The 20,203-nt window shown below is 38.6% G+C and carries 15 protein-coding genes; 6 read left to right on the top strand and 9 right to left on the bottom strand.

Annotation, left to right across the window (positions count from 1 at the left end):
* Positions 1-27 precede the first annotated feature (27 nt).
* The 5 genes from FHS59_RS21405 to FHS59_RS21385 all read right to left on the bottom strand — a co-directional run bounded on the left by FHS59_RS21405 (position 28) and on the right by FHS59_RS21385 (position 4,729).
* Positions 28-783: a DUF5995 family protein gene (locus FHS59_RS21405; protein ID WP_184498064.1), complete on the bottom strand. Its 756-nt coding sequence runs from the start codon at positions 781-783 to the stop codon at positions 28-30.
* A gap of 5 nt (positions 784-788) precedes the next feature.
* Entirely contained in the window at positions 789-1,511 is a 723-nt protein-coding gene (locus FHS59_RS21400) for a VIT1/CCC1 transporter family protein (protein WP_184498062.1), read from the bottom strand.
* Positions 1,511-2,671: a dipeptidase gene (locus FHS59_RS21395; protein ID WP_184498060.1), complete on the bottom strand. Its 1,161-nt coding sequence runs from the start codon at positions 2,669-2,671 to the stop codon at positions 1,511-1,513. Before FHS59_RS21395 ends, FHS59_RS21400 begins: the two co-directional genes overlap by 1 nt.
* Positions 2,672-2,729: 58 nt before the next feature.
* On the bottom strand, positions 2,730-3,128 hold the full coding sequence (locus FHS59_RS21390) for a DUF779 domain-containing protein (protein WP_184498058.1): 399 nt from the start codon (positions 3,126-3,128) through the stop codon (positions 2,730-2,732).
* Positions 3,129-3,202: 74 nt separating this feature from the next.
* Positions 3,203-4,729: an aldehyde dehydrogenase family protein gene (locus FHS59_RS21385; RefSeq protein WP_184498056.1), complete on the bottom strand. Its 1,527-nt coding sequence runs from the start codon at positions 4,727-4,729 to the stop codon at positions 3,203-3,205.
* Positions 4,730-4,906: 177 nt separating this feature from the next.
* Between FHS59_RS21385 and FHS59_RS21380 the strand changes: the two genes are divergently transcribed.
* Positions 4,907-5,830, top strand: a complete 924-nt coding sequence (locus FHS59_RS21380) for an AraC family transcriptional regulator (protein WP_184498054.1) — start codon at positions 4,907-4,909, stop codon at positions 5,828-5,830.
* A gap of 491 nt (positions 5,831-6,321) precedes the next feature.
* Here FHS59_RS21380 and FHS59_RS21375 read toward each other — a convergent pair whose 3' ends face one another.
* The 4 genes from FHS59_RS21375 to FHS59_RS21360 form a co-directional block, all read right to left on the bottom strand.
* Positions 6,322-7,347: a glycosyltransferase family 4 protein gene (locus FHS59_RS21375; protein ID WP_184498052.1), complete on the bottom strand. Its 1,026-nt coding sequence runs from the start codon at positions 7,345-7,347 to the stop codon at positions 6,322-6,324.
* The gene (locus FHS59_RS21370) at positions 7,344-7,685 is read right to left on the bottom strand and encodes a HepT-like ribonuclease domain-containing protein (protein ID WP_184498050.1); all 342 of its coding nucleotides are present in this window, start codon (positions 7,683-7,685) and stop codon (positions 7,344-7,346) included. The genes FHS59_RS21375 and FHS59_RS21370 overlap by 4 nt, the downstream gene beginning before the upstream one ends.
* Positions 7,669-7,977 (bottom strand): nucleotidyltransferase family protein, encoded by a 309-nt coding sequence (locus tag FHS59_RS21365; protein WP_184498048.1) that lies wholly within the window; start codon positions 7,975-7,977, stop codon positions 7,669-7,671. Before FHS59_RS21365 ends, FHS59_RS21370 begins: the two co-directional genes overlap by 17 nt.
* An 85-nt stretch (positions 7,978-8,062) precedes the next feature.
* Positions 8,063-10,987 carry a leucine--tRNA ligase gene (locus FHS59_RS21360; RefSeq protein ID WP_184498046.1) on the bottom strand — a complete coding sequence of 975 codons (2,925 nt, stop codon included), beginning with the start codon at positions 10,985-10,987 and terminating at the stop codon, positions 8,063-8,065.
* Between the two features lie 173 nt (positions 10,988-11,160).
* On the opposite strand from FHS59_RS21360, the gene FHS59_RS21355 reads away from it, so the two are divergent.
* The 5 genes from FHS59_RS21355 to FHS59_RS21335 all read left to right on the top strand — a co-directional run bounded on the left by FHS59_RS21355 (position 11,161) and on the right by FHS59_RS21335 (position 20,203).
* Positions 11,161-12,762: an amidohydrolase gene (locus FHS59_RS21355; protein WP_184498044.1), complete on the top strand. Its 1,602-nt coding sequence runs from the start codon at positions 11,161-11,163 to the stop codon at positions 12,760-12,762.
* Between the two features lie 96 nt (positions 12,763-12,858).
* Positions 12,859-13,296 (top strand): GNAT family N-acetyltransferase, encoded by a 438-nt coding sequence (locus FHS59_RS21350; RefSeq protein WP_184498042.1) that lies wholly within the window; start codon positions 12,859-12,861, stop codon positions 13,294-13,296.
* A gap of 120 nt (positions 13,297-13,416) precedes the next feature.
* Complete coding sequence (locus tag FHS59_RS21345) at positions 13,417-14,043, top strand: 7-carboxy-7-deazaguanine synthase QueE (protein WP_184498040.1); 627 nt, start codon at positions 13,417-13,419, stop codon at positions 14,041-14,043.
* 4 nt (positions 14,044-14,047) lie between these two features.
* Positions 14,048-15,970, top strand: coding sequence for an OmpA family protein (locus FHS59_RS21340; RefSeq protein WP_184498038.1), 1,923 nt, complete (start codon positions 14,048-14,050; stop codon positions 15,968-15,970).
* 1,044 nt (positions 15,971-17,014) lie between these two features.
* Positions 17,015-20,203 carry a SusC/RagA family TonB-linked outer membrane protein gene (locus FHS59_RS21335; RefSeq protein WP_184498036.1) on the top strand — a complete coding sequence of 1,063 codons (3,189 nt, stop codon included), beginning with the start codon at positions 17,015-17,017 and terminating at the stop codon, positions 20,201-20,203.

Here is a 20,203-nt window from a genome sequence, read left to right as displayed (position 1 = left end):
AGTATTTATCAGACAGCCTCTTTTTTATTACACTACTTTCTGAGCTACGACATCTAACTGATCCATGGTTTTACTGACAGATTTCCACTCTGCAAAACCAACGATTTTGATGATAAATGCAAGAAATTTGCCTGGGTTGATCAGTTTTTTTGCAAGCTTTGAAATATTCTTATCGCGGTCTTGAATCAAGAAATTACGGTCATTGGCTACATAGTATTCTCCTGCATATTTCCAGGCTCCATCTCTCGCCAACTGGATGCTAAAGTCCAGCAACATTTCATCTCTTCCTTTTGCCAGTGGAATTAACATCCCAAATACTGGAGAGACTTTGCTGATATTGGATTTAACCCCATCTACCAATTCTGCCAAAATGGAATTGATCTGATTGAAATCTTTCTGAATTCCTTCCAAAGGTTCTTTTTCAACAGTCTCAGCAGCAGAAATTCCAAGATCCAAATTGATGTGGGCATTGATCCCCAAAAATAAATGCTGCAAAACCAGATGCTTGCTTGATTTGCTGGCCTCAAAGGCTTCCATCCAGCTCTGTGTCGGTTTTTGACCTTTTTTCCATAAGTCATAGGCATCAATGAACCTGCCAGCAAAAAGTACATCCAATTTTTCCATGCGAGGATTATCCTCAAACTCCATTTTTAAAATACCCTCTTTGATTCGCCTTGTGACATGTCTGTATAGAATCGCGAAATATCCAACGCGTGAATTTCCAGCCTTGCATTCCGAAACGATTTGATCCATTCGGATTAAAACTTCATCAATGGTTTTCATAGTTTTTATGTAAAAAATTTCTCTAAAATATCACCCACATAATAAGCAACAACAGCAGCCAAAACGCCTAAAGCAAGGGTTTCTAAAATACTTTTAATGCTGGAGGTTTGGTTTACTATCGATTTTAACCAGCCCACGATGATAAAAGCAATCCCCGTAAGTATACTGGTCCAAAAGAAGGTGTTGATCGAAGAAGGGTTAAAAAAAGTCCACAAATAAACCAGCAATGGAATAAAACCAACTAAAATGAAAGAGATGAAAGTGGCCAGTCCGATTTTAAAAGGGCTTTTGGATTCTTCCATGAGATTTAACTCGTCCTTCATCATTTCTGCTACCCAAAGGTCTTTGTTTGAGGTGATTTGGTCTACCACTTTTTCGAGCAATTCTCCTTCAAAACCTTTGGCCTCATAGATTTCTTTGATTTCCTGTCTTTCTACATCTGGTAGGTTTTCGATTTCCCAGTATTCAATTGCTTCGTGCTTTTTATAGTTTTCCTGATTGCTTTTAGATGATAAATAAGCACCTACGGACATAGAGAATCCATCTGCTAATAAATTTGCGAAGCCAAGAATGATGATAATCCCGGAGTCCAGATCGGCACCAAATCCACCTGCTACCACCGCAAATGTAGTGACTGCACCATCTATTCCTCCATACACAAACTCACCTAAGTATTCCTGTAGCTTTTTGAAATACTTACTCTCTTGGTGGATTACTGATTCGTTCATTAGTTCAGGTTTTTAAGGAAAAATCTCTTAACATTTTCACCCATGATGGCCCGAATTTCAACTTCGGTAAAACCTTCATTTAAGAGTCCTTCCACGATCAAAGGTAGTCCGGTAATATCAAATGGAACTTCAACAGCTCCATCGTAATCTGATCCTAAAGCAATGAAATCGACTCCAACTAGGTTTTTAATGTGTTTCATAGAGGCAATGATTCCTTCGAGTTCAGGTTCGCCTACAGCCATGTCAAAAAATGCCACGCCAATAATCCCTCCGTTTTCAGCAATTCTTTTGATTTGATCGTCAGACAAATTCCGTTGGGAATCTAATACTCCGCGAACACCTGTATGAGAGACAATGACAGGTTTAGTGGTCATGTTTAGCACATCATCTACGATAGCAGGGGAGCTATGGGCTAAATCCACGAAAATATTCAACTCATTCATTCGCTTGATGACTGACTTACCAAAGTCAGTTAATCCAGCACCATTTTCTCCATGAGCAGATCCCCCAAGGGCATTGTCAAAAAAGTGTGTAGGGCCAATCATTCTGATTCCTGCTTCGTAGACCTTGTCCAGGTTTTCAAGAGAACCCTCTAAAGCATGTGCTCCTTCAATTCCCAACATTCCACCTACGACAGTTTTATCTGATTTTCGTGCTTCAATCAAATTTTCAAAACTCGCTCGATCCTTTACAAAAAGAACATTTCCATCTTCTTCAATAAATTCATGGAGGCTTTCTGCCTGTCCAAGTGTTCGGTTGATCAGACTAAACCATTGGTTTGGAGCATTTCCTTTGGCAATAGTAAGAGGTGTAATATTGTCAAAAGCATCCTCACTGTTGCTTTGCATGTTTTGCCCAGCTGGTGACTTGGACACAATCGTAAACATTTCCAAAGCCACGTTGGCTTCCCTCATTCTTGGGAAGTCTACATGTCCTGCATCACCCTTTTTTGTCAAGTCTCTTCCCCAGAGCAAAGCATCACAGTGAAGGTCAGAGATAAAATCCAATTGATCATAAATTGCCTGGGCTTCTGGAGAAACAGAATATGGTGGAGAAGCTTTGACTGGGTTTCTTTGTTCTTCTATATATGGAGGTACTAGAAGGGTCGCGATAAAATAGATGAAAGTGAGGACACCTAACGCAATAATTAATTTCTTCATAGGTAGTGGTTGTACTTTTGAAGATAATGAAAAATGAGAGAAGGGGAATGAATTGAATTTAGCTTTCTGCTAAATATTCCTCGCCTGTTTTGATGGGATTAAGATTTTGGAGTTCCTCATCTGTGAAAAGCTTTGATCGGATGATAAACCTGATTCCCATAGGTATTTCTATCGAAAAACTGCTTCCTCTTCCAGATGTGATATCTAAGGTGAGTTGTGTGTGTTCCCAATATTCAAATTGGTCGGCACTCATGAAAAAATCGCAGCCATAAACTTCTCCCATCCAAATATCTTGGCTACCTACTTTGAAATCACCCTTTTCGAAGCACATCGGAGAGCTTCCATCGCAACAGCCGCCACTTTGATGAAACATCAACTCTGATCCAAAACGTTTTCTTAAAATATCAACGGTCTCCTTTGCTTCTTCACTGATCAGTACTCGCTTAATAGTTTCCATTATTTTGGGTTTTTAAATGAAAAGAAAGGCAGAAGAAAGTTCCTCTGCCTTTGCTGGTTTTAGATATTGACAATTTAAAAGAATCCAAGTTTCTCTTTACTATAAGAGATTAACATGTTTTTTGTTTGACGGTAATGGTCTAGCATCATCAAATGATTTTCTCTTCCAAAACCTGATTTTTTATATCCACCAAATGGCGCGTGGGCAGGGTAGGCATGGTAGCAATTTACCCAGACTCTTCCTGCCTGTATGGCTCGAGGCACCTGGTAAAGTTCGTGAGCATCTCGTGACCAAAGTCCAGCTCCTAATCCGTACATGGTGTCATTTGCGATTTCTATGGCTTCTTCAGTGGTCTTAAACGTAGTGACGCAAGTAACAGGACCGAAGATTTCTTCCTGAAAAACGCGCATTTTATTATTCCCTTTGAAAATCGTGGGTTTTACATAATAACCTGTTTCAAGTCCAGAGTTTAATCCGGCACTTTCTCCTCCGCAAAGAATTGTAGCTCCTTCTTGCTTTCCGATGTCCAAATAAGAAAGAATTTTCTCGTATTGGTCATTCGAAGCCTGGGCGCCCATCATCGTATCTTCTGCCAAGGGATGTCCCATTTTGATAGCTTTGGTTCGCTCAATCACCCGCTCCATGAATTTGTCGTAAATGTCCTCGTGAACGAGAATCCTGGATGGGCAAGTACATACTTCACCTTGATTTAGGGCAAACATTACAGCGCCTTCTACTGCTTTGTCAAAGAATTCATCATCGGCATCGGCTACTGATTTCATGAAAATATTTGGTGATTTCCCTCCCAGTTCCATCGTCACAGGAATCAGGTTTTCAGAAGCGTATTGCATGATCAAGCGACCAGTCGTTGTTTCGCCAGTGAAAGCAACTTTTGCCACTCTTTTTGAAGTTGCCAAAGGTTTTCCGGCTTCAACACCAAACCCGGTAACTACATTAATTACTCCTGGTGGCACCACGTCTGCAATTAGCTCCATCAAAACCATAAGACTGGTTGGAGTTTGTTCGGCAGGTTTTACCACCGTGCAACAGCCAGCCGCCAGTGCTGGAGCTATTTTCCAAGTTGCCATCAATAGAGGGAAATTCCATGGAATAATCTGTGCGACCACCCCTAAAGGCTCATGAAGGGCGATACTAACAGTATGTTCATCATGTTCAGAAATACTGCTCTCATCGGCTCTAATCACCCCAGCGAAATATCTAAAATGGTCAATGCAAAGTGGTAGATCTGCAGCTCTAGTTTCCCTCAGCGCTTTGCCATTATCGACTGTTTCTAATCTTGCGAGCATTTCAAGATTTTCTTCAATGATGTCGGCAATTTTATTCAGCACTCGGCTTCTTTCTGCTGCAGAAGTTTTTGACCAAGTCTTGAAGGCAACATGAGCAGCATCAATGGCTTTTTCTACATCCTCCTTATTTCCTCGGGCTGCTTTTGTAAATGCTTTGCCATCTATGGGTGAGATGTTGTCAAAATATTCTCCAGAACTTGGAGCTACCCATTTTCCTCCAATAAAGTGATCATATTTCTCCTTGACGGAGGGCCTGTCGACAGGCTTTGTTTGAGATAATGTTAATGTTGTCATTTTTGACGGTTATTTTGGTTCTATTCAAATCTCCGTTTATCCTATTTAAAAAAATGACACTGAAACATCATCCCATCCACCTGAGTTGATATAATAGTAGGATTTATTCGTTTTAAGTATGAATCGTGATAAATTCCTGAATTTTCTAAAAGCTTATAATTCTTAGTAAATTGAAGCATGACCCAAAATAATTTTATAGCAGGAGTGCCTTGGAGAAACGCCAGGGACTTAAAAACTTTGGTGGAGAACCGTACTACGTACACACTGGAGAACTGCGAACTGAATATTTTTGAAACCCATCAGCAAGCAGATGATGTGAATCTGGTATTCGGAGATTTGGTCCTTACGACCATGCTAAAAGGCAAAAAAGTGATGCATTTATTCGATAAGCCTGGATTTGATTATCTCCCGGGTGAGTCGGTTATCGTTCCGCCAAATGAGGTCATGAAAATAGATTTTCCGGAAGCGCATCTGGATAATCCCACTCAATGCATTGCGCTTTCCATTTCAAAGGAAATGATTGAGGCGACTTTTAATCTGCTTAATGAGAAGTTTCCTGATAAAATGATCTCTAAAGATTGGGGGCTTGATTTAAGTTATTTTCATCTGATCAATACACAAGATCTTTCTGAAATCATCAATCGCTTTATTCGAATCGGCGTCAAAGACGGATCGAAGGAGAAAGATCTGATTGCGACTCTGGCTTTAAAAGAACTTCTGATTCGATTAAGCCAAACTCAAGCGAGGGAAATGCTTGAAAAAACATACAAGGAACTGGCTGCCGGTAATCGGATGGCTCATGTGGTGGACTACATCAAGAAAAATATCCGGGAAACAATTTCGTTGGATGAATTGGCAAGTGAAGCATGCATGAGTAAAGCGCATTTTTTGAGGTCTTTCAAACAAGATCTGGGATTAACCCCAATGGAGTTTGTGCTTCATGAGCGATTGAAGCTTGCAAAGCAATACCTTCAAATAGGTCATTTTCAGATTCAGGAAGTATGCTACATGGCAGGTTTCAGAAACATTACATATTTCATTCGGGCTTTTAAGCAAGAATTCGGCTTGACCCCAAAAGTCTTCCAATCTCAAAGCAATTGATAGATAAAAATTTTTTTAAAAAATTTTTATCTGTTTTTGTTGCATTTAATTCAATTTTATTAAGTTTAAGGAATTAAACAAGTCATAAAAACAGATTCACTGGCAGTTTCGCCAAACTTTATTTGGTTTTAGACGATTGACAATAGACCCACTGATGGGGGCTTTTTTAAAAAGCTCCCTTTTTTTATGCCTGTTTATGAAAGGTGTTTTGCGAGAATTGAAAAAATCGGTTTAAAAATTCAACTGATTTCAGGAAAAAAATGTAAGAATTGGAAAAACCGGTTTATTTTTCTTTTAAATGTTTGATTTTTTCAAAAAGTTGAAAAATGAAGTGAAACAGGAAATTGATTCTCAAATCTTTCGATTTCTCAAAATTAACTTCATTAATAAACAATCATGTTATTATTAAGAGAAAGCACTTATGATCCATAAATGTCTTTTTGCTACAATAAAGACTTTAGTTTCAGAAAAATGTGATTTATAGAAGGAAGTTATTTTGAAAGAATTTCGATCAGTTTCATTTTCCTTTTAGAATAGCTGAACATTTCCTTGATTCTTTTTTGACTGGAAATCCGGATTTCTTCCATTTCAGGATCTTCGATGGAATCAATCAGATGCTGCAATAGCCCCAACTCTTTTTTTGCCAAAACCAACTTATTGTTTCCAATGATCTCTGGGATTGCTCCGACTGCTGAACCAATTGGCACACAGCCACAAGCCATAGCTTCACCCAATGCATTAGGAAAACCTTCCGAAGTAGAGAGTTGCAAGTAAAAAACATGTGAGTTGAAAAGTTCTCGAAGCTGTTCTTTGCTCTGCTTTCCCAGCACCTTGATATTTTTATTGGAAGAAGTATAGCCAGCGTCTCCCACCAATGTAAATGTATATTCAGAATTGGTGGAGGCAAGTTGTTCTATCAAATCATATCCTTTGATAATGGCTCGGGAATGTCTGGAGGTACCTGTTGCAACTGTAATAAATGACTTCTCTTTCCTTGGTGTATTTAGGTCTTTCCAAAAATCTGTGTCAAAACCATTTGGAATCACCTGAAATGGGGTTTTTAAATCTGGAATTAGGTTTAGAAGTCCTTGTTTCGTATTGATTTGATCATCAAAATGATATTCCTGTTTCATCAATGCCTCGGCAACAGGTACAATCAGGGAGCAATTTTTAAAGCTGTAAACAGTGGCTTTGCGAAGCCATTTCTTACGGAAGTTTCCATATCCTATTTCTGGCATGTTCATACAGTCGGTTCCGCCTGCCTGAATGATGCATTTCTTGTTAAAAGTCTTCCCAAACCAAGTAGGAAGTACAGAATGATAGCCTCCAAAGAAACAGAGATACTGAGTGGTCTTAGGTAAATACCAAAGCAATTGAAAAAACTGAAGTAGGTAGTAAAATGGAAGTTTGCTAGGGCTCTGGGTAAATTCCAAAGCTTTGATGTTCATTTCTGGCCGAATCATCTCCAAGTCACGATCAGTGAATGCTGTGCGAACGGGATAGGTGTAGATGATCATTTACCCTTCAATAATTCATGGACTTCTCTTTTAAGAATAGGTAAGTGAGTGTTCAATACTTCTATAATGATTTCATAAGAAATAACTCCGTACTCATGTGCGATGAAATTTCGAGTTGCAATTATCTGTCGAGCATTCGAAATAGGAAATGAAGGGTCAATTGCTAATATTTTCTTCACGCACTCTCCAATTATCTCTAAATTCCGTTCGGTCGCTCTTGTGATGATTGTCTTGGATAAAAGGATGTGTAATGTGATTTCATTTTCCTTAAAAAAGCCTTCGAGCTCCTCGATGGTTCTTAAAATATCGAAAAGGTAAGCGTTAATCTTCGAATTCATAAATCAATAATTTTGACTCTTCTACATGTTCTTTGAAATAAGGATTTTGAATTGCAGCCCTTTCTATCAGATCAATTTTTCGTCCTAATAGATCCTCTAAGGCAAAAATGAAATTAAAGTAATTAGCTCCAAAATTGGGAATTTCATTTTTCCTAAAATCAACTAAAAAATCTACATCGCTTTCCTCATTAAAACAAGTGGTCAAAACCGAACCAAAAGCATACAACCTTTTTACTTTGTGTTTTTCACAAAGTGCTTTGATGCCTGATGCTTTTTCTTGAATTAAGTGCATATTTCAAAGATAAATTAAAACAAGTTAACATGAAAAGAGCTCAACCATAGCACTGGTTGAGCTCTTTTTATTGAATTAATTATCTTTAAATAACCACGTTGACAATTTTACCTGGGACAACGATCATTTTTTTAGGTGCTTTGCCGTCCAGCCATTTCTGTACGGTTTCGTCAGCCAAAGCAGCCTTTTCGATTTCCTCTTTAGAAAGAGAAAGGTCCAAATTAAGTTTAGCCCTCATTTTACCATTGATCATCACAGGATATTCAAAAGCACTTTCCTTCAGATAGCTTTCGTCAAATGCCGGGAATGTTGCTTCAGTGATGGAAGTCTCATGTCCAAGAAGTGACCAAAGTTCTTCGGAGATATGCGGCGCATATGGAGAAACCAAAATTGCCAAAGGTTCCAGGATTTTTCGCTTGTTGGATTTTACTGAACTTAGTTCGTTCACGCAAATCATAAAGCTGGAAACAGAAGTGTTGAAAGAGAAGTTGGCCATGTCTTCTTCCATCTTTTTGATGGCTTTGTGAAGGGCTTTGTATTCATCTTTGCTTGGTTCTGCATCAGAAACCTGGAATTCTCCTGCTTGTGTATGGTAAAGGTTCCAAAGTTTTCGAAGGAATTTGAATACTCCATCGATGCCGTTGGTGTTCCAAGGCTTGAATTGCTCCAAAGGGCCCAAGAACATCTCGTACAATCTCAAGGTGTCTGCGCCGTATCGCTCGATGATGTCATCCGGATTTACGACGTTGTACTTAGACTTGGACATTTTCTCCACTTCCGAGCCGCAGATGTATTTACCGTCTTCCAGGATGAATTCAGCATCTGCCAAATCTGGTCTCCAAGCTTTGAATTTCTCCAAGTTAAGCTGGTCGTTGTAAACTATATTCACGTCCACGTGCATTTCAGATAGTTTTACTGGTCCTACCATCGGATTAAATTCCATTCCAGGATTTAATTTTTTAAACTTATCATTAACAACACTAGTAATTTCTTTGACTTCTTCCTCTGAAATTACTCCTTCAATGATTTTATCCCTAGTGCTTTTTGTGACAAAAACTTGAGGTAATTTTGGTTGAGAATCACCTGAAGAAGCACTGATTCTTGGAAATACTCGGTATACAAAATTTGATCTACCCTGGATCATTCCTTGGTTGATCATCTTTTGGAATGGCTCGTCAATACTTACAACGCCGATGTCATATAGGAACTTGGTCCAGAATCTGGAATACAATAAGTGTCCTGTTGCATGCTCAGAACCCCCGATGTATAAATCTACTGCTCCCCAATAATCTGTAGTGCCCTTATCAGCCAATTCAGATTCGTTTTTAGGGTCTGTATATCTGAAGAAATACCAGCTGGATCCAGCCCAACCTGGCATCGTGCTTCTTTCCAAAGGAAATTCGCCATCTGCAGTTTTGTAATTCCAATCTTTTGCGCGAGCCAAAGGTGGTTCTCCATCTTCTGTTGGCAAGTATTTATCTACCTCCGGTAAAACCAAAGGCAAGTCTTTTTCTTCTATCAAATAAGGAAGCCCTTCTTTGAAATAAACTGGAAGTGGCTCACCCCAATAGCGCTGGCGTGTGAAAATCGCATCACGCATTCTGTATTGGATCTTGCCTTTTCCGATGCCTTTTTCTTCCAAAAACTCAATGGCTTTGGTCATGGCATCTTTCATATAAAGATTCGAAATGAAACCGGAATTGATGATCAATCCTCCTTTTCCAGGGAAAGAACCTTCTTCCATGGAACCTTCGATCACTTGTCTGATTTCTAATCCAAAGTGCTTCGCAAAGTTGTAATCACGCTCATCATGCGCAGGAACGGCCATTACAGCGCCAGTTCCATAGCCTGCCAAAACATAATCAGCAACCCAAATCTGGATTTCTTCTCCATTGAATGGGTTGATCGCATAAGAGCCAGTAAACGCTCCCGAGATGGTTTTTACATCGCTCATTCGCTCACGCTCTGATCGGTTTTTTGCCACTTCAATATAGGCTTCTGCAGTTTCTCTTTGATCTTCAGTGATCAAAGAAGCCGCCAGATCAGATTCAGGAGCCAAAGCCAAATAGGTTACACCATATATAGTATCCACTCTAGTGGTAAATACTTTGATGGTTTCATTGGAATCTTTCACTTGGAAGATTACCTCAGCTCCAATGGATTTTCCGATCCAGTTTCGCTGCATTTCTTTGATCGGCTCTGACCAATCGACTTTCTCCAGACCTTTTAATAAGCGATCCGCATAAGCAGTGATTCTCATGGACCACTGCATCATTTTCTTGCGCTCCACTGGATGGCCACCTCGCTCAGAGAAACCGTCTTTTACCTCGTCATTGGAAAGTACAGTTCCGAGAGCAGCACACCAGTTGACAGTAGTTTCTGCTAAAAAAGTCAATCGGTATTTCAAAAGCATTTCCTGCTTCTCCTTTTCGGAGTAAGCATTCCATTGTTCAGCTGTGAAAGTTGGAGTTTCATCATCACAAACAGCTTTCACATTTTTATTCCCTTCTTTTTCAAATCTTGAAATCAAAGAGTCAATAGAAAGAGCTTTGTCAGCGTCCTGATCATAATAGCTATTGAAGAGCTGCATGAAAATCCACTGAGTCCATTTATAGTAGTCAGGATTGGATGTTCTTACTTCTTTGCTCCAGTCAAATGCAAAACCGATATTTTTTAATTGCTCAGTGTAGCGCTTGATATTTTGTTCGGTGGTGATAGCTGGATGCTGTCCAGTCTGAATTGCATATTGCTCCGCAGGCAAGCCAAAACTATCGTAACCCATTGGGTGAAGTACATTGAAACCTTTTAGAGTTTTGAATCTTGCTACGATATCTGAAGCGATATATCCAAGTGGATGACCGACATGAAGTCCCGCTCCAGAAGGATATGGAAACATATCAAGTGTATAGAACTTTGGTTTGTCAGGATTGACTTTGGCTAGGAAAGTTTGGTTCTTTTCCCAGTAAGCCTGCCATTTCTTTTCAATTTCCCTAAAAGTGTACTCCGCCATGATTGAAATATTCGTGATTTTTTAGCTAAACGCCTGCAAAAATAGAAAAATTGACTGGGTTTGGAATGAAAATCTCTAATTCCTCCTGTCTATAAATTATTTCCATTGATCATTTTTTTGATTGCAACTCACTTCTTTTTAGTATTTTCCGATATAACCATACCACCAATCCTATGAAAATTTCTACCCTTTGGCAACACAGCTTTTTAGTTGGTATTGCCTTATTAATTGCACCTGTTTCCTTTGCACAGAAAAAATATTCGGAAAAGCAAAAGGAGGCATTAAAGCAAGAAGCGCTTGATATTGTGCAGCAAGAGGCTAAAATGAGCCAAGTAATGGTCGATAAGATTTTTAGTTTCGCCGAGCTTGGATTTCAGGAAATCGAATCGTCTAAGTATCTCACAGGAATCTTAGCTGACAATGGTTTTGAGATAAAAATGGGAGTTTCCGGAATTCCGACAGCTTGGTTTGCTACTTGGAGCAATGGAGATGGACCTGTCATCGCTCTGGGTTCAGATGTGGATGATATCCCAAAGGCATCTCAATATCCAGGAGTTGCCTACCATAAACCGATTATTGAAGGTGCGCCAGGGCATGGAGAGGGACATAATGCCGGGATTCCTTTGAATATCACAGCGGCTTTGGCCGTGAAGAAAATCATGGAAAGAGAAAATATCGGTGGTACACTGATTCTTTGGCCAGGTATCGCGGAGGAATTGGTAGCATCTAAAGCTTGGTTTGTCCGAGATGGCTTATTCGATGATATTGACATCTGTATTTTTACCCATGTTGGAAGTAATTTGGGAGTAAGTTATGGCCAAGCTTCAGGAACAGGTTTGATTTCTGTGGAATATACTTTCAGTGGAGAAGCAGCGCATGCTGCTGGAGCACCTTGGAGAGGTAAAAGTGCATTGGATGCGGCTGAACTTATGAATGTGGGCTGGAATTACAGAAGAGAACATTTAGATCCTTTGAAAAGATCTCATTCCATTTTTACCGATGGTGGTGACCAGCCAAATGTAGTTCCTTCAAAAGCTTCTATTTGGTATTATTTCAGAGATGTGAAGTACGATGGCATCATGGAAATGTATGATGTGGCAAATAAAATGGCACAAGGAGCAGCATTGATGACCGATACAGAGATGACTTCTAAGATTCTCGGAACTGCATGGCCAAGGCACTTTAATAAGGTAATAGCTGAAAAAATGTATGCAAATATCTTAAAGGTTGGATTGCCTGAATGGTCTGAGGCAGATCAGGAATTGGCGAAAGCTGTTCAAACCGAAGTGAAAGCTTCTAAGATTGAAGGATTGCCAACCAAATTAGATACTTTGGGATTGCCTGTGACCACACCGCGCTCTGGAGGATCTGATGATATCGGAGATGTTTCCTGGGTTTTGCCAACTGTGACGATGAGATTTCCTTCCAACATTCCTGGACTTCCTGGGCACCACTGGGCAAATGCGATTGCCATGGCAACGCCGATTGCTCATAAAGGAGTGACAGCCGGAGCAAAGGCTGAAGCAATGACTATTTTGGATTTTCTTCTAAATCCTGAGCTGGTAAACGAAGCCTGGGATTATTTTAAAAATGTCCAGACTAAAGAGGAAGAGTATAAGCCAATGATTTCGGCAGATGATGAAGCTCCAATATATTTGAATAAGCAAATTATGGATCTTTATCGTCCTTTGATGGAGAAGTATTATTACGATGAAACAAAGTATGATACCTATCTGGAGCAATTGGGGGTAACCTATCCGACTGTGAAAAAGTAATCTGATACTAAAAGCAATTTGAAAAAGTGGCAGGATCGGAGAATTTCCCGAATCTTGCCACTTTTACTTTATAAATGAATCATTAATCAATCAGAAATGGAGTTTTTGGTAAGAGAGGCTTTTCTTGAAGAGGTTTTTAAAGTTCATAAAAGTATCGCCGAATTTTATGAAGAGGTTCCAATGGACTTTTATACCAGCCGGCTAAAAGACAAAATATATTTGGCTTTAGTGGCTGAGAAAAATGGAGAGCTTTTGGGTTTTAAAGTTGGCTACCAAAGCAAGAAACCTCATGTTTTGTACTCTTGGATGGGAGGGGTAAAACCAGAATTTCGAAAAAGTGGTGTTGCAACAGCCTTGGCGGATTTTCAAGAAAAATGGGCTAGAAAAATAGGGTTTAAGAAAGTGTATTTTAAAACCAGAAATAGATTTCCAGCGATGATCAACTTTGGTCTAAAAAGAGGTTTTAAAATCGTGAAAGTTATTCCTAAAGGAGGGGTGAGTAATTATAGAGTGTTGATGATGAAAAGATTGTAGGTTTAATTAGTCAGGGCTAAAACACTTAGGTCGGAGCATTACTACTTTCCGACATAAAAATATCTTACCTTTGCACCTGATTTTCACCAGCGGTTCAATTGCCCGCTTCAACAAAAATTCATGAAGACAGAAGAATTGATTGCAAAAGGCTTGTCGCTTCCTTTGATGGAAGCGTTTTACACGATACAGGGAGAGGGGAGATTTACCGGGCATCCTGCTTATTTTATCCGGCTTGGAGGCTGTGATGTAGGATGTGTCTGGTGTGATGTCAAAGAATCTTGGGAAGCTGGGAAGTGGCCAATCCAACCTATTGAAGATATTGTGGCAGAAGCGGAGAAGTTCCCGGGAAGATTGGTGGTGATTACTGGTGGGGAGCCCTTGACGTATGAGTTGGGACCTTTGACAGCATTGTTAAAGGAGAAGGGTTTTACTACCAATATCGAAACTTCAGGTGCGCATCCATTTTCAGGAGATTTTGATTGGGTGTGTTTTTCACCGAAAAAATTCAAAAAACCTCATCCTTCCATCTATCAAGAAGCGGACGAATTAAAAGTGGTCGTTTTTCATTCCAGCGATTTTGACTTTGCTGAAGAGCATGCAAAGTTGGTTAATGAGGACTGCGAATTGCGCCTTCAACCAGAGTGGAGTAAGGCAGAGAAATTCACTCCTTCTATTATAAACTACGCGAAAAATCATCCAAATTGGAAAATATCGCTGCAAACTCATAAATTTATGGACATACCCTAGGTCCATGAGCCGAATTTTAGCAGGAATTCTGTTTTTCTTTATTTTTAGTGTGAGCCAAGCTCAGACTTATTCCATCATTGATGGAAGGGCTATAAAATTGTATCAAGAGGCCGAAGAATTAACTCTTTCCCGACAGTACGATCAGGCAATTTCAAAATATCAGGCTGCAATTAATAGAGAGGCGTCATTTTTAGAGGCTTATGTGAAGATGTCTCAGCTTTTGATAACCCAAGGAAAAATCAAGGAAGCGGAAGAAGTTGCCCTGAATGGAAAGAAACGGCTTAGTGGTAAAAATGCAACTACCAAAAATGTCGCTGATTACGGATGGTTGTTTACCAACCTTTATATGAGTCAGGGAAAGTTTCAGGAAGCCTTTGACACATTTAATGAAACGGATCCTTTGTTTGATCAGGACTTCAAGAAGACAATGTATTATGTCCAAATGAAGGATAGAATCGACTTTTTGAAGAATATGCTCGTAAATGTGATGGCTATTGAAAAAGAAAAACTTTCCGAACCGATCAATAAATTCCAGTTGCAATACTTTCCTGTGCTGACAGCGGATGGAGAACAAATCCTTTTTACTAAAAGAGACGGTACCGGTAATTTTGATAAGGAAGATATTTTTACCTCTTATTTAGAGCCAGATGGGTCCTGGACCAATCCTGTCAGTATTGCTGAAACGATCAATTCACAATATAATGAGGGAACATGTTCGGTAACTGCAGATGGGAACATCTTGATTTATACCTCTTGTGATGCTCCTGATTCTGAAGGTAGCTGTGACCTATATATTGCCTACAAGGTGAATGGGAATTGGCAAAGACCGACGAATATGGGCAAGAAGGTGAATTCCAGATCTTGGGATTCCCAGCCTTCTTTATCAGCTGATGGTAGAATATTGTTCTTTTCTTCGAATAGAAGAGGCGGATATGGGGGCAATGATATTTGGTACAGTGTGCGTCAAAATGATGGCTCTTGGTCAGAAGCTAAGAATTTGGGGAATACAGTGAATACTGCCAAAGATGAGATTTCGCCATTTATGTTTTTTAATAATGAGATATTATTCTTTGCCTCTGATGGACATCCGGGGTTCGGTGGGATGGATATATTTCTTTCAAGGGTAGAAAACACTGAGTTTTCAGTTCCTGAAAATCTTGGCCTACCTATTAATGACCAATTAGATCAGGTTGCCTTGTTCATTACTGCCCAAAAGGACTATGCTTATTTTACTGAGTTGACAACTGGGGAAAACGGGAATGATCGTTCACTGCTTTATAGGTTTAAATTTCCAGAGGAGATTTATTTAGGAGAAAATCTGACAGTCACAGGTGGAAAGGTGTTTAATGCCAAAACCGGCGAGCCAATAGACGCGACATTATCATTGGTTTCTTTGACAAATGATAGTACTCTTTATGAGTTTCAGGCTGATGGTAAAACTGGTGAGTTTATGATGCTGTACCCTGATAAAGCTATATCAGGTCTGTATGTGGAAAAGAAAGGATTTTTACCAAAGATTTTCAATGTGGAAAGGGATAAGCTCCAGAATGTAGAGGACCTTAATGTGGAGTTGGTGCCTGTTGCTTCTGGTGAGGAGTTTGTATTCGAGAATATCTTCTTTGACTTTGATAAGTATGAATTGAAGTCAGAGTCGATGTCATCGCTGCGAAGACTGGTTAAATTCCTGAAAGAAAACCCTAATGTAAATATCCTTATAACTGGACATACAGATAATGTAGGGTCACCTGGTTATAATCTCCAGCTCAGTCTTCAGAGGGCTGAAAGTGTCCAAAAATACCTCGTGGATGAGGGAATGCATCCTGCAAGAGTTCTTGTAGAAGGAAAAGGAGATAAAGAGCCCGTAGTGCCAAATACGACTGCTCAAAATCAAGCTCTGAATAGAAGAATTACAATTAAAGTCCTTTGAAAGGCTTTTTGGGGTTTACTCACTTATTATTTAGAAAAACACTTTTTAGATTCCAATTTGTAGAGAATAGATCAATTTTTTTGGGTTTTTATATTTCAATATTCCTTAGACAAATTCTGGATTTTTCAATTTTCCGTATAATTATTCCTTTAAACTAATTGATAATGACTTGTTTAAGTTATATGTGTGAGTTATTTATCATGTATTATAAGAAATAATATATCTGTTATTTTACATATTTTTCTTTTATAGAATGTGTTTAAAAATATTCTTATGTTTCTGTGGTTGTTTAATTTTATTTTTTAAAAAGTCGATTTTTGTTTTTTTTATTTGAATTTAAATAATATTCAGCCAAATAAAATTTGTTTTTAGTTTAAAATTTGAATAAACAGTTTGAAATACATTTTTATGTGTTTATATGACTTTTGTGCTATGGTTTTGATTGTTAGATGTCTGTTCTACAAACTTTGAATAATATGTTTTTGAATTGACGATATCTTCTTTAATAAAATATTTTTGTTTCTCAAAACCCTTTAAATAGAAATAAGGTTGTTAGTAAAATCCAGAGAAGTGATTTGAAAAACACAATAAAACCAAATTATTTATAAAAAATCATCGAATTTGAATATTGAAATTAATTACCGATTGCATTCATTCAATTTGATAGAATTCAGAATAAAAAGTAATAATAGTATAAAAAAAACAAATTTTATTTCGTTTTTTTAAAAAATTAATAATTAGAAATAGCGTAAAATGTTTCTATTATATTATTATATTTTGAATTTGATATATATCAAATAAAGGCAAGTTCTTTTCTTGTGTTAAAAAAAAATTAACTTTTGTTAACATGGGAATAACAGAATGTGAATTCTCAAAATAGCCTGTATTTGGATTTACTGAAAATAATATTTTGTATTTATTCAGAATTCATAAAATATATTCTTTGGTTTTTACAAAGTCATTTGTCATGTTTTTTATCTATTGTTTAGAGACTTCCATTATTTAAAATATAATTGTGGTTCAATAAAAATCAACCAAATTATCATGAAGAAAAATTTACTAGCTCTTCTGCTAATAATTTTCTTTGCTCAAGGTGTTTTTGCCCAGAGTAAGACTATTAGTGGAATTGTGACTTCATCGGAAGATGGCTTAGGCCTACCGGGAGTCAGCGTCTTGGTTAAAGGGACCACAAATGGTACTATCACCGGTATTGATGGGGACTACTCTATTCAATTACCTGCTGATCGTAATATCCTTCAATTTTCATTTGTAGGAATGAAATCTGTTGAAGTTACTGTGGGTAACGAATCAGAAATCAATGTTGTTTTAGACCCAGACGTAAAAGCTCTTAATGAAGTAATCGTTACTGCATTAGGTGTGTCTAGAGATGATAGATCTGTAGGAGCTTCTATCCAGTCTGTGAAAGGTGAAGACCTTACTGCTACTAGAAATTCTAACGTAGTAGGTAACCTAGCTGGTAAAGTAGCAGGTGTTCAGGTGATCGGTTCTTCTGGAGCTGCTATCGGTGGTACTCAAAATATCAGATTAAGAGGTATCAATACGCTAGGTGGAGGTTCTCCATTATTCGTAGTAGATGGTACTCCTATTTCTAACACATCAATCTCACCAAATAACGATGCTGCAGGTCGTGACTACGGTAACTTAGCTGCAGATATCAATCCAGATGATATTGAAAGTGTTTCTGTATTGAAAGGCCCATCAGCTGCGGCACTTTACGGAAACAGAGCTGCAAATGGTGTAATCATCATCACTACAAAGAAAGGTAACAAGAAAAAAGGTCTTGGTATCGAAATCAATCAAAGTACAACTCTTGAAAATGTATATGTACTTCCTGAGTATCAAAATGAATATGCAGGTGGATATACTCAAGATTTATTGACATTCTCTTACGATCCAAACATCCACCCTGAATCTTGGGCTAGCTTTGACGGTCAAAAGATGTTGAACTATGCTGCTGATGAATCTTGGGGTCCTAAAATGGACGGAACCATGATCAGACATTGGGATTCTTGGTTGGACGGACCTCAATTCGGTGAATTGAGAGCTTTGGTTCCTCAGCCAGATAACGTAAGAAACTTCTTCGATACAGGTGTTACTACTAACACAGGGGTATCTTTCTCAGCAGGTGATGCTTTGTCAAACTTCAGAGTTTCTTTGAATAACATCAATCAGAAAGGTGTAATGCCAGGATCTGAATTGTCTAAAAACAATGTCAGCTTTAACGGTTCTCAGCAATTGAACGATAAATTGTCAGTAGGATTGAATTTCAACTTTACAGGAACAAACGCACATGGTCGTCCAGCTTCTGGATATACTGGCCGTAACCCTGTAAACTCATTTAACCAGTGGTTCCAGCGTCAGATCGACATGGACAGATTGGCTCAATACAGAAATCCTGACGGAACTTACAGATCTTGGAACATCAGAAGCCCATTAGAGTCTAGACCACTTTACTGGAACAACCCTTACTATGAAGCATATGAAAACGCACCGGAAGATAGCCGTGATCGTGTTTACGGAAACTTCAACGTTAGCTATAAGTTGACTGATGCATTGAAAGTTTCTGGTTTCTTGAGAACTGATTTCTACAATCAGAAAATTGAAGAAAGAATCGCTTCTGGTGGTTTGGACTTAGATTTCTATTCTGTAAGCCAAAGAATTGGTCGTGAAGACAACTACGAAATCTTGTTGCAATACGACAAAATGTTCGGTGAATTCTCTGTAACTGCAAATGCTGGTGGTAACATCAGAAAAAATCTTTATAGCTCTATGTACGAAGGTACAGTAGGTGGTCTTGCAGTTCCTAATTATTATAACATCGATGCTTCTGTAGATAGACCAAGTACTGATAGCTATAAGAGCACTAAAACAGTAAGATCTGTATACGGAAACGTTTCTGTGGGTTACCAAAACACTATTTTCTTGGATGCAACTTTGAGAAATGACTGGTCATCTTCTCTTCCAAAAGCAAACAATAGCTACTTGTATCCATCTATTACTTCCAGCTTTGTATTCACAGAGCTAATGGGAGGTGGAGGAAGCTTCCTAAGCTTCGGTAAATTAAGAGCAAGTTATGCACAAGTAGGATCTGATATCGGTCCTTATGAAATTGCTCAGATTTATAACGTGTCTACTCCTTATGGTTCATTCCCGAACCTACAAGTACCAAACACTGCTGCAAACCCTAATTTGAAGCCTGCACTTTCTTCATCTTATGAAGCTGGTGTGGATTTGAGATTCTGGAATGGTAAAGTGAACTTTGATTTGACTTTCTACAGAAACGATAACAAAGATCAAATCTTGAATTTGACTGTACCTGGATCTAGTGGATTCTCTGGTGCATTGGTTAACGCAGGTAACATCAGATCAGAAGGTGTTGAACTTTCTATCGGAGGTACTCCTATCCAAAAGCGTGATTTCTCTTGGGATGTTAGCTTGAACTTGGCTCACAACACTTCTAAAGTGATTGAACTTGCTGCAGGTCTTGATAACAGACAGCTTCAGTCAGCTTACTGGGGTATGACTATCAATGCTAAAGTAGGTGAAGAGTGGGGTACATTGATCGGTACAGGATTCAAATATGCTGACAATGGTCTTCCAATCATCAACGAAGATGGATCTTATGCTATTGAAAGAAACAAAGATCTAGGAACAACCCTTCCAACTGCAACTGGTGGTTTTACTAACACTTTCAGATATAAGAATTTTGATTTGACTGCATTTATTGAATTCCAAGCTGGAGGTCAATTCTATTCAGTTACTAAAATGTTTAATGCTTATTCTGGTCTAGGTAAAGAAACTGCTGGCTTGAATGATAAAGGAAGTCCTTTAAGAGATCCTGTTGAAGATGGTGGTGGTGTTCGTGTAGACGGAGCTTTGGAAGATGGAACTCCTACAACAGTTTATGTTGACGCTTATGACTATTTCTCTGGAATGTTCGGATTACATGAGAACTGGATCTATGATGCTTCTTACGTGAAGTTGAGAGAAATCAGATTGGGTTATAGCCTTCCAGCTAAATTAGTTAACAAGACTCCTTTCCATACATTAAACGTAGCATTCATTGCTAAAAACCTTTGGTTGATCCATACTAACGTACCTGGACTTGATCCAAGTGAATTCGGTTCCGGCGCTAACGGATACGCATATTTTGAAAGTGGACAGTTGCCAGGCGTGAGATCCCTTGGTTTCAACGTTAGAATTGGACTTTAA

The sequence above is a fragment of the Algoriphagus iocasae genome, assembly GCF_014206875.1.
GTDB lineage: Bacteria > Bacteroidota > Bacteroidia > Cytophagales > Cyclobacteriaceae > Algoriphagus > Algoriphagus iocasae.
This window is presented reverse-complemented; position numbering and strand designations above follow the sequence as displayed.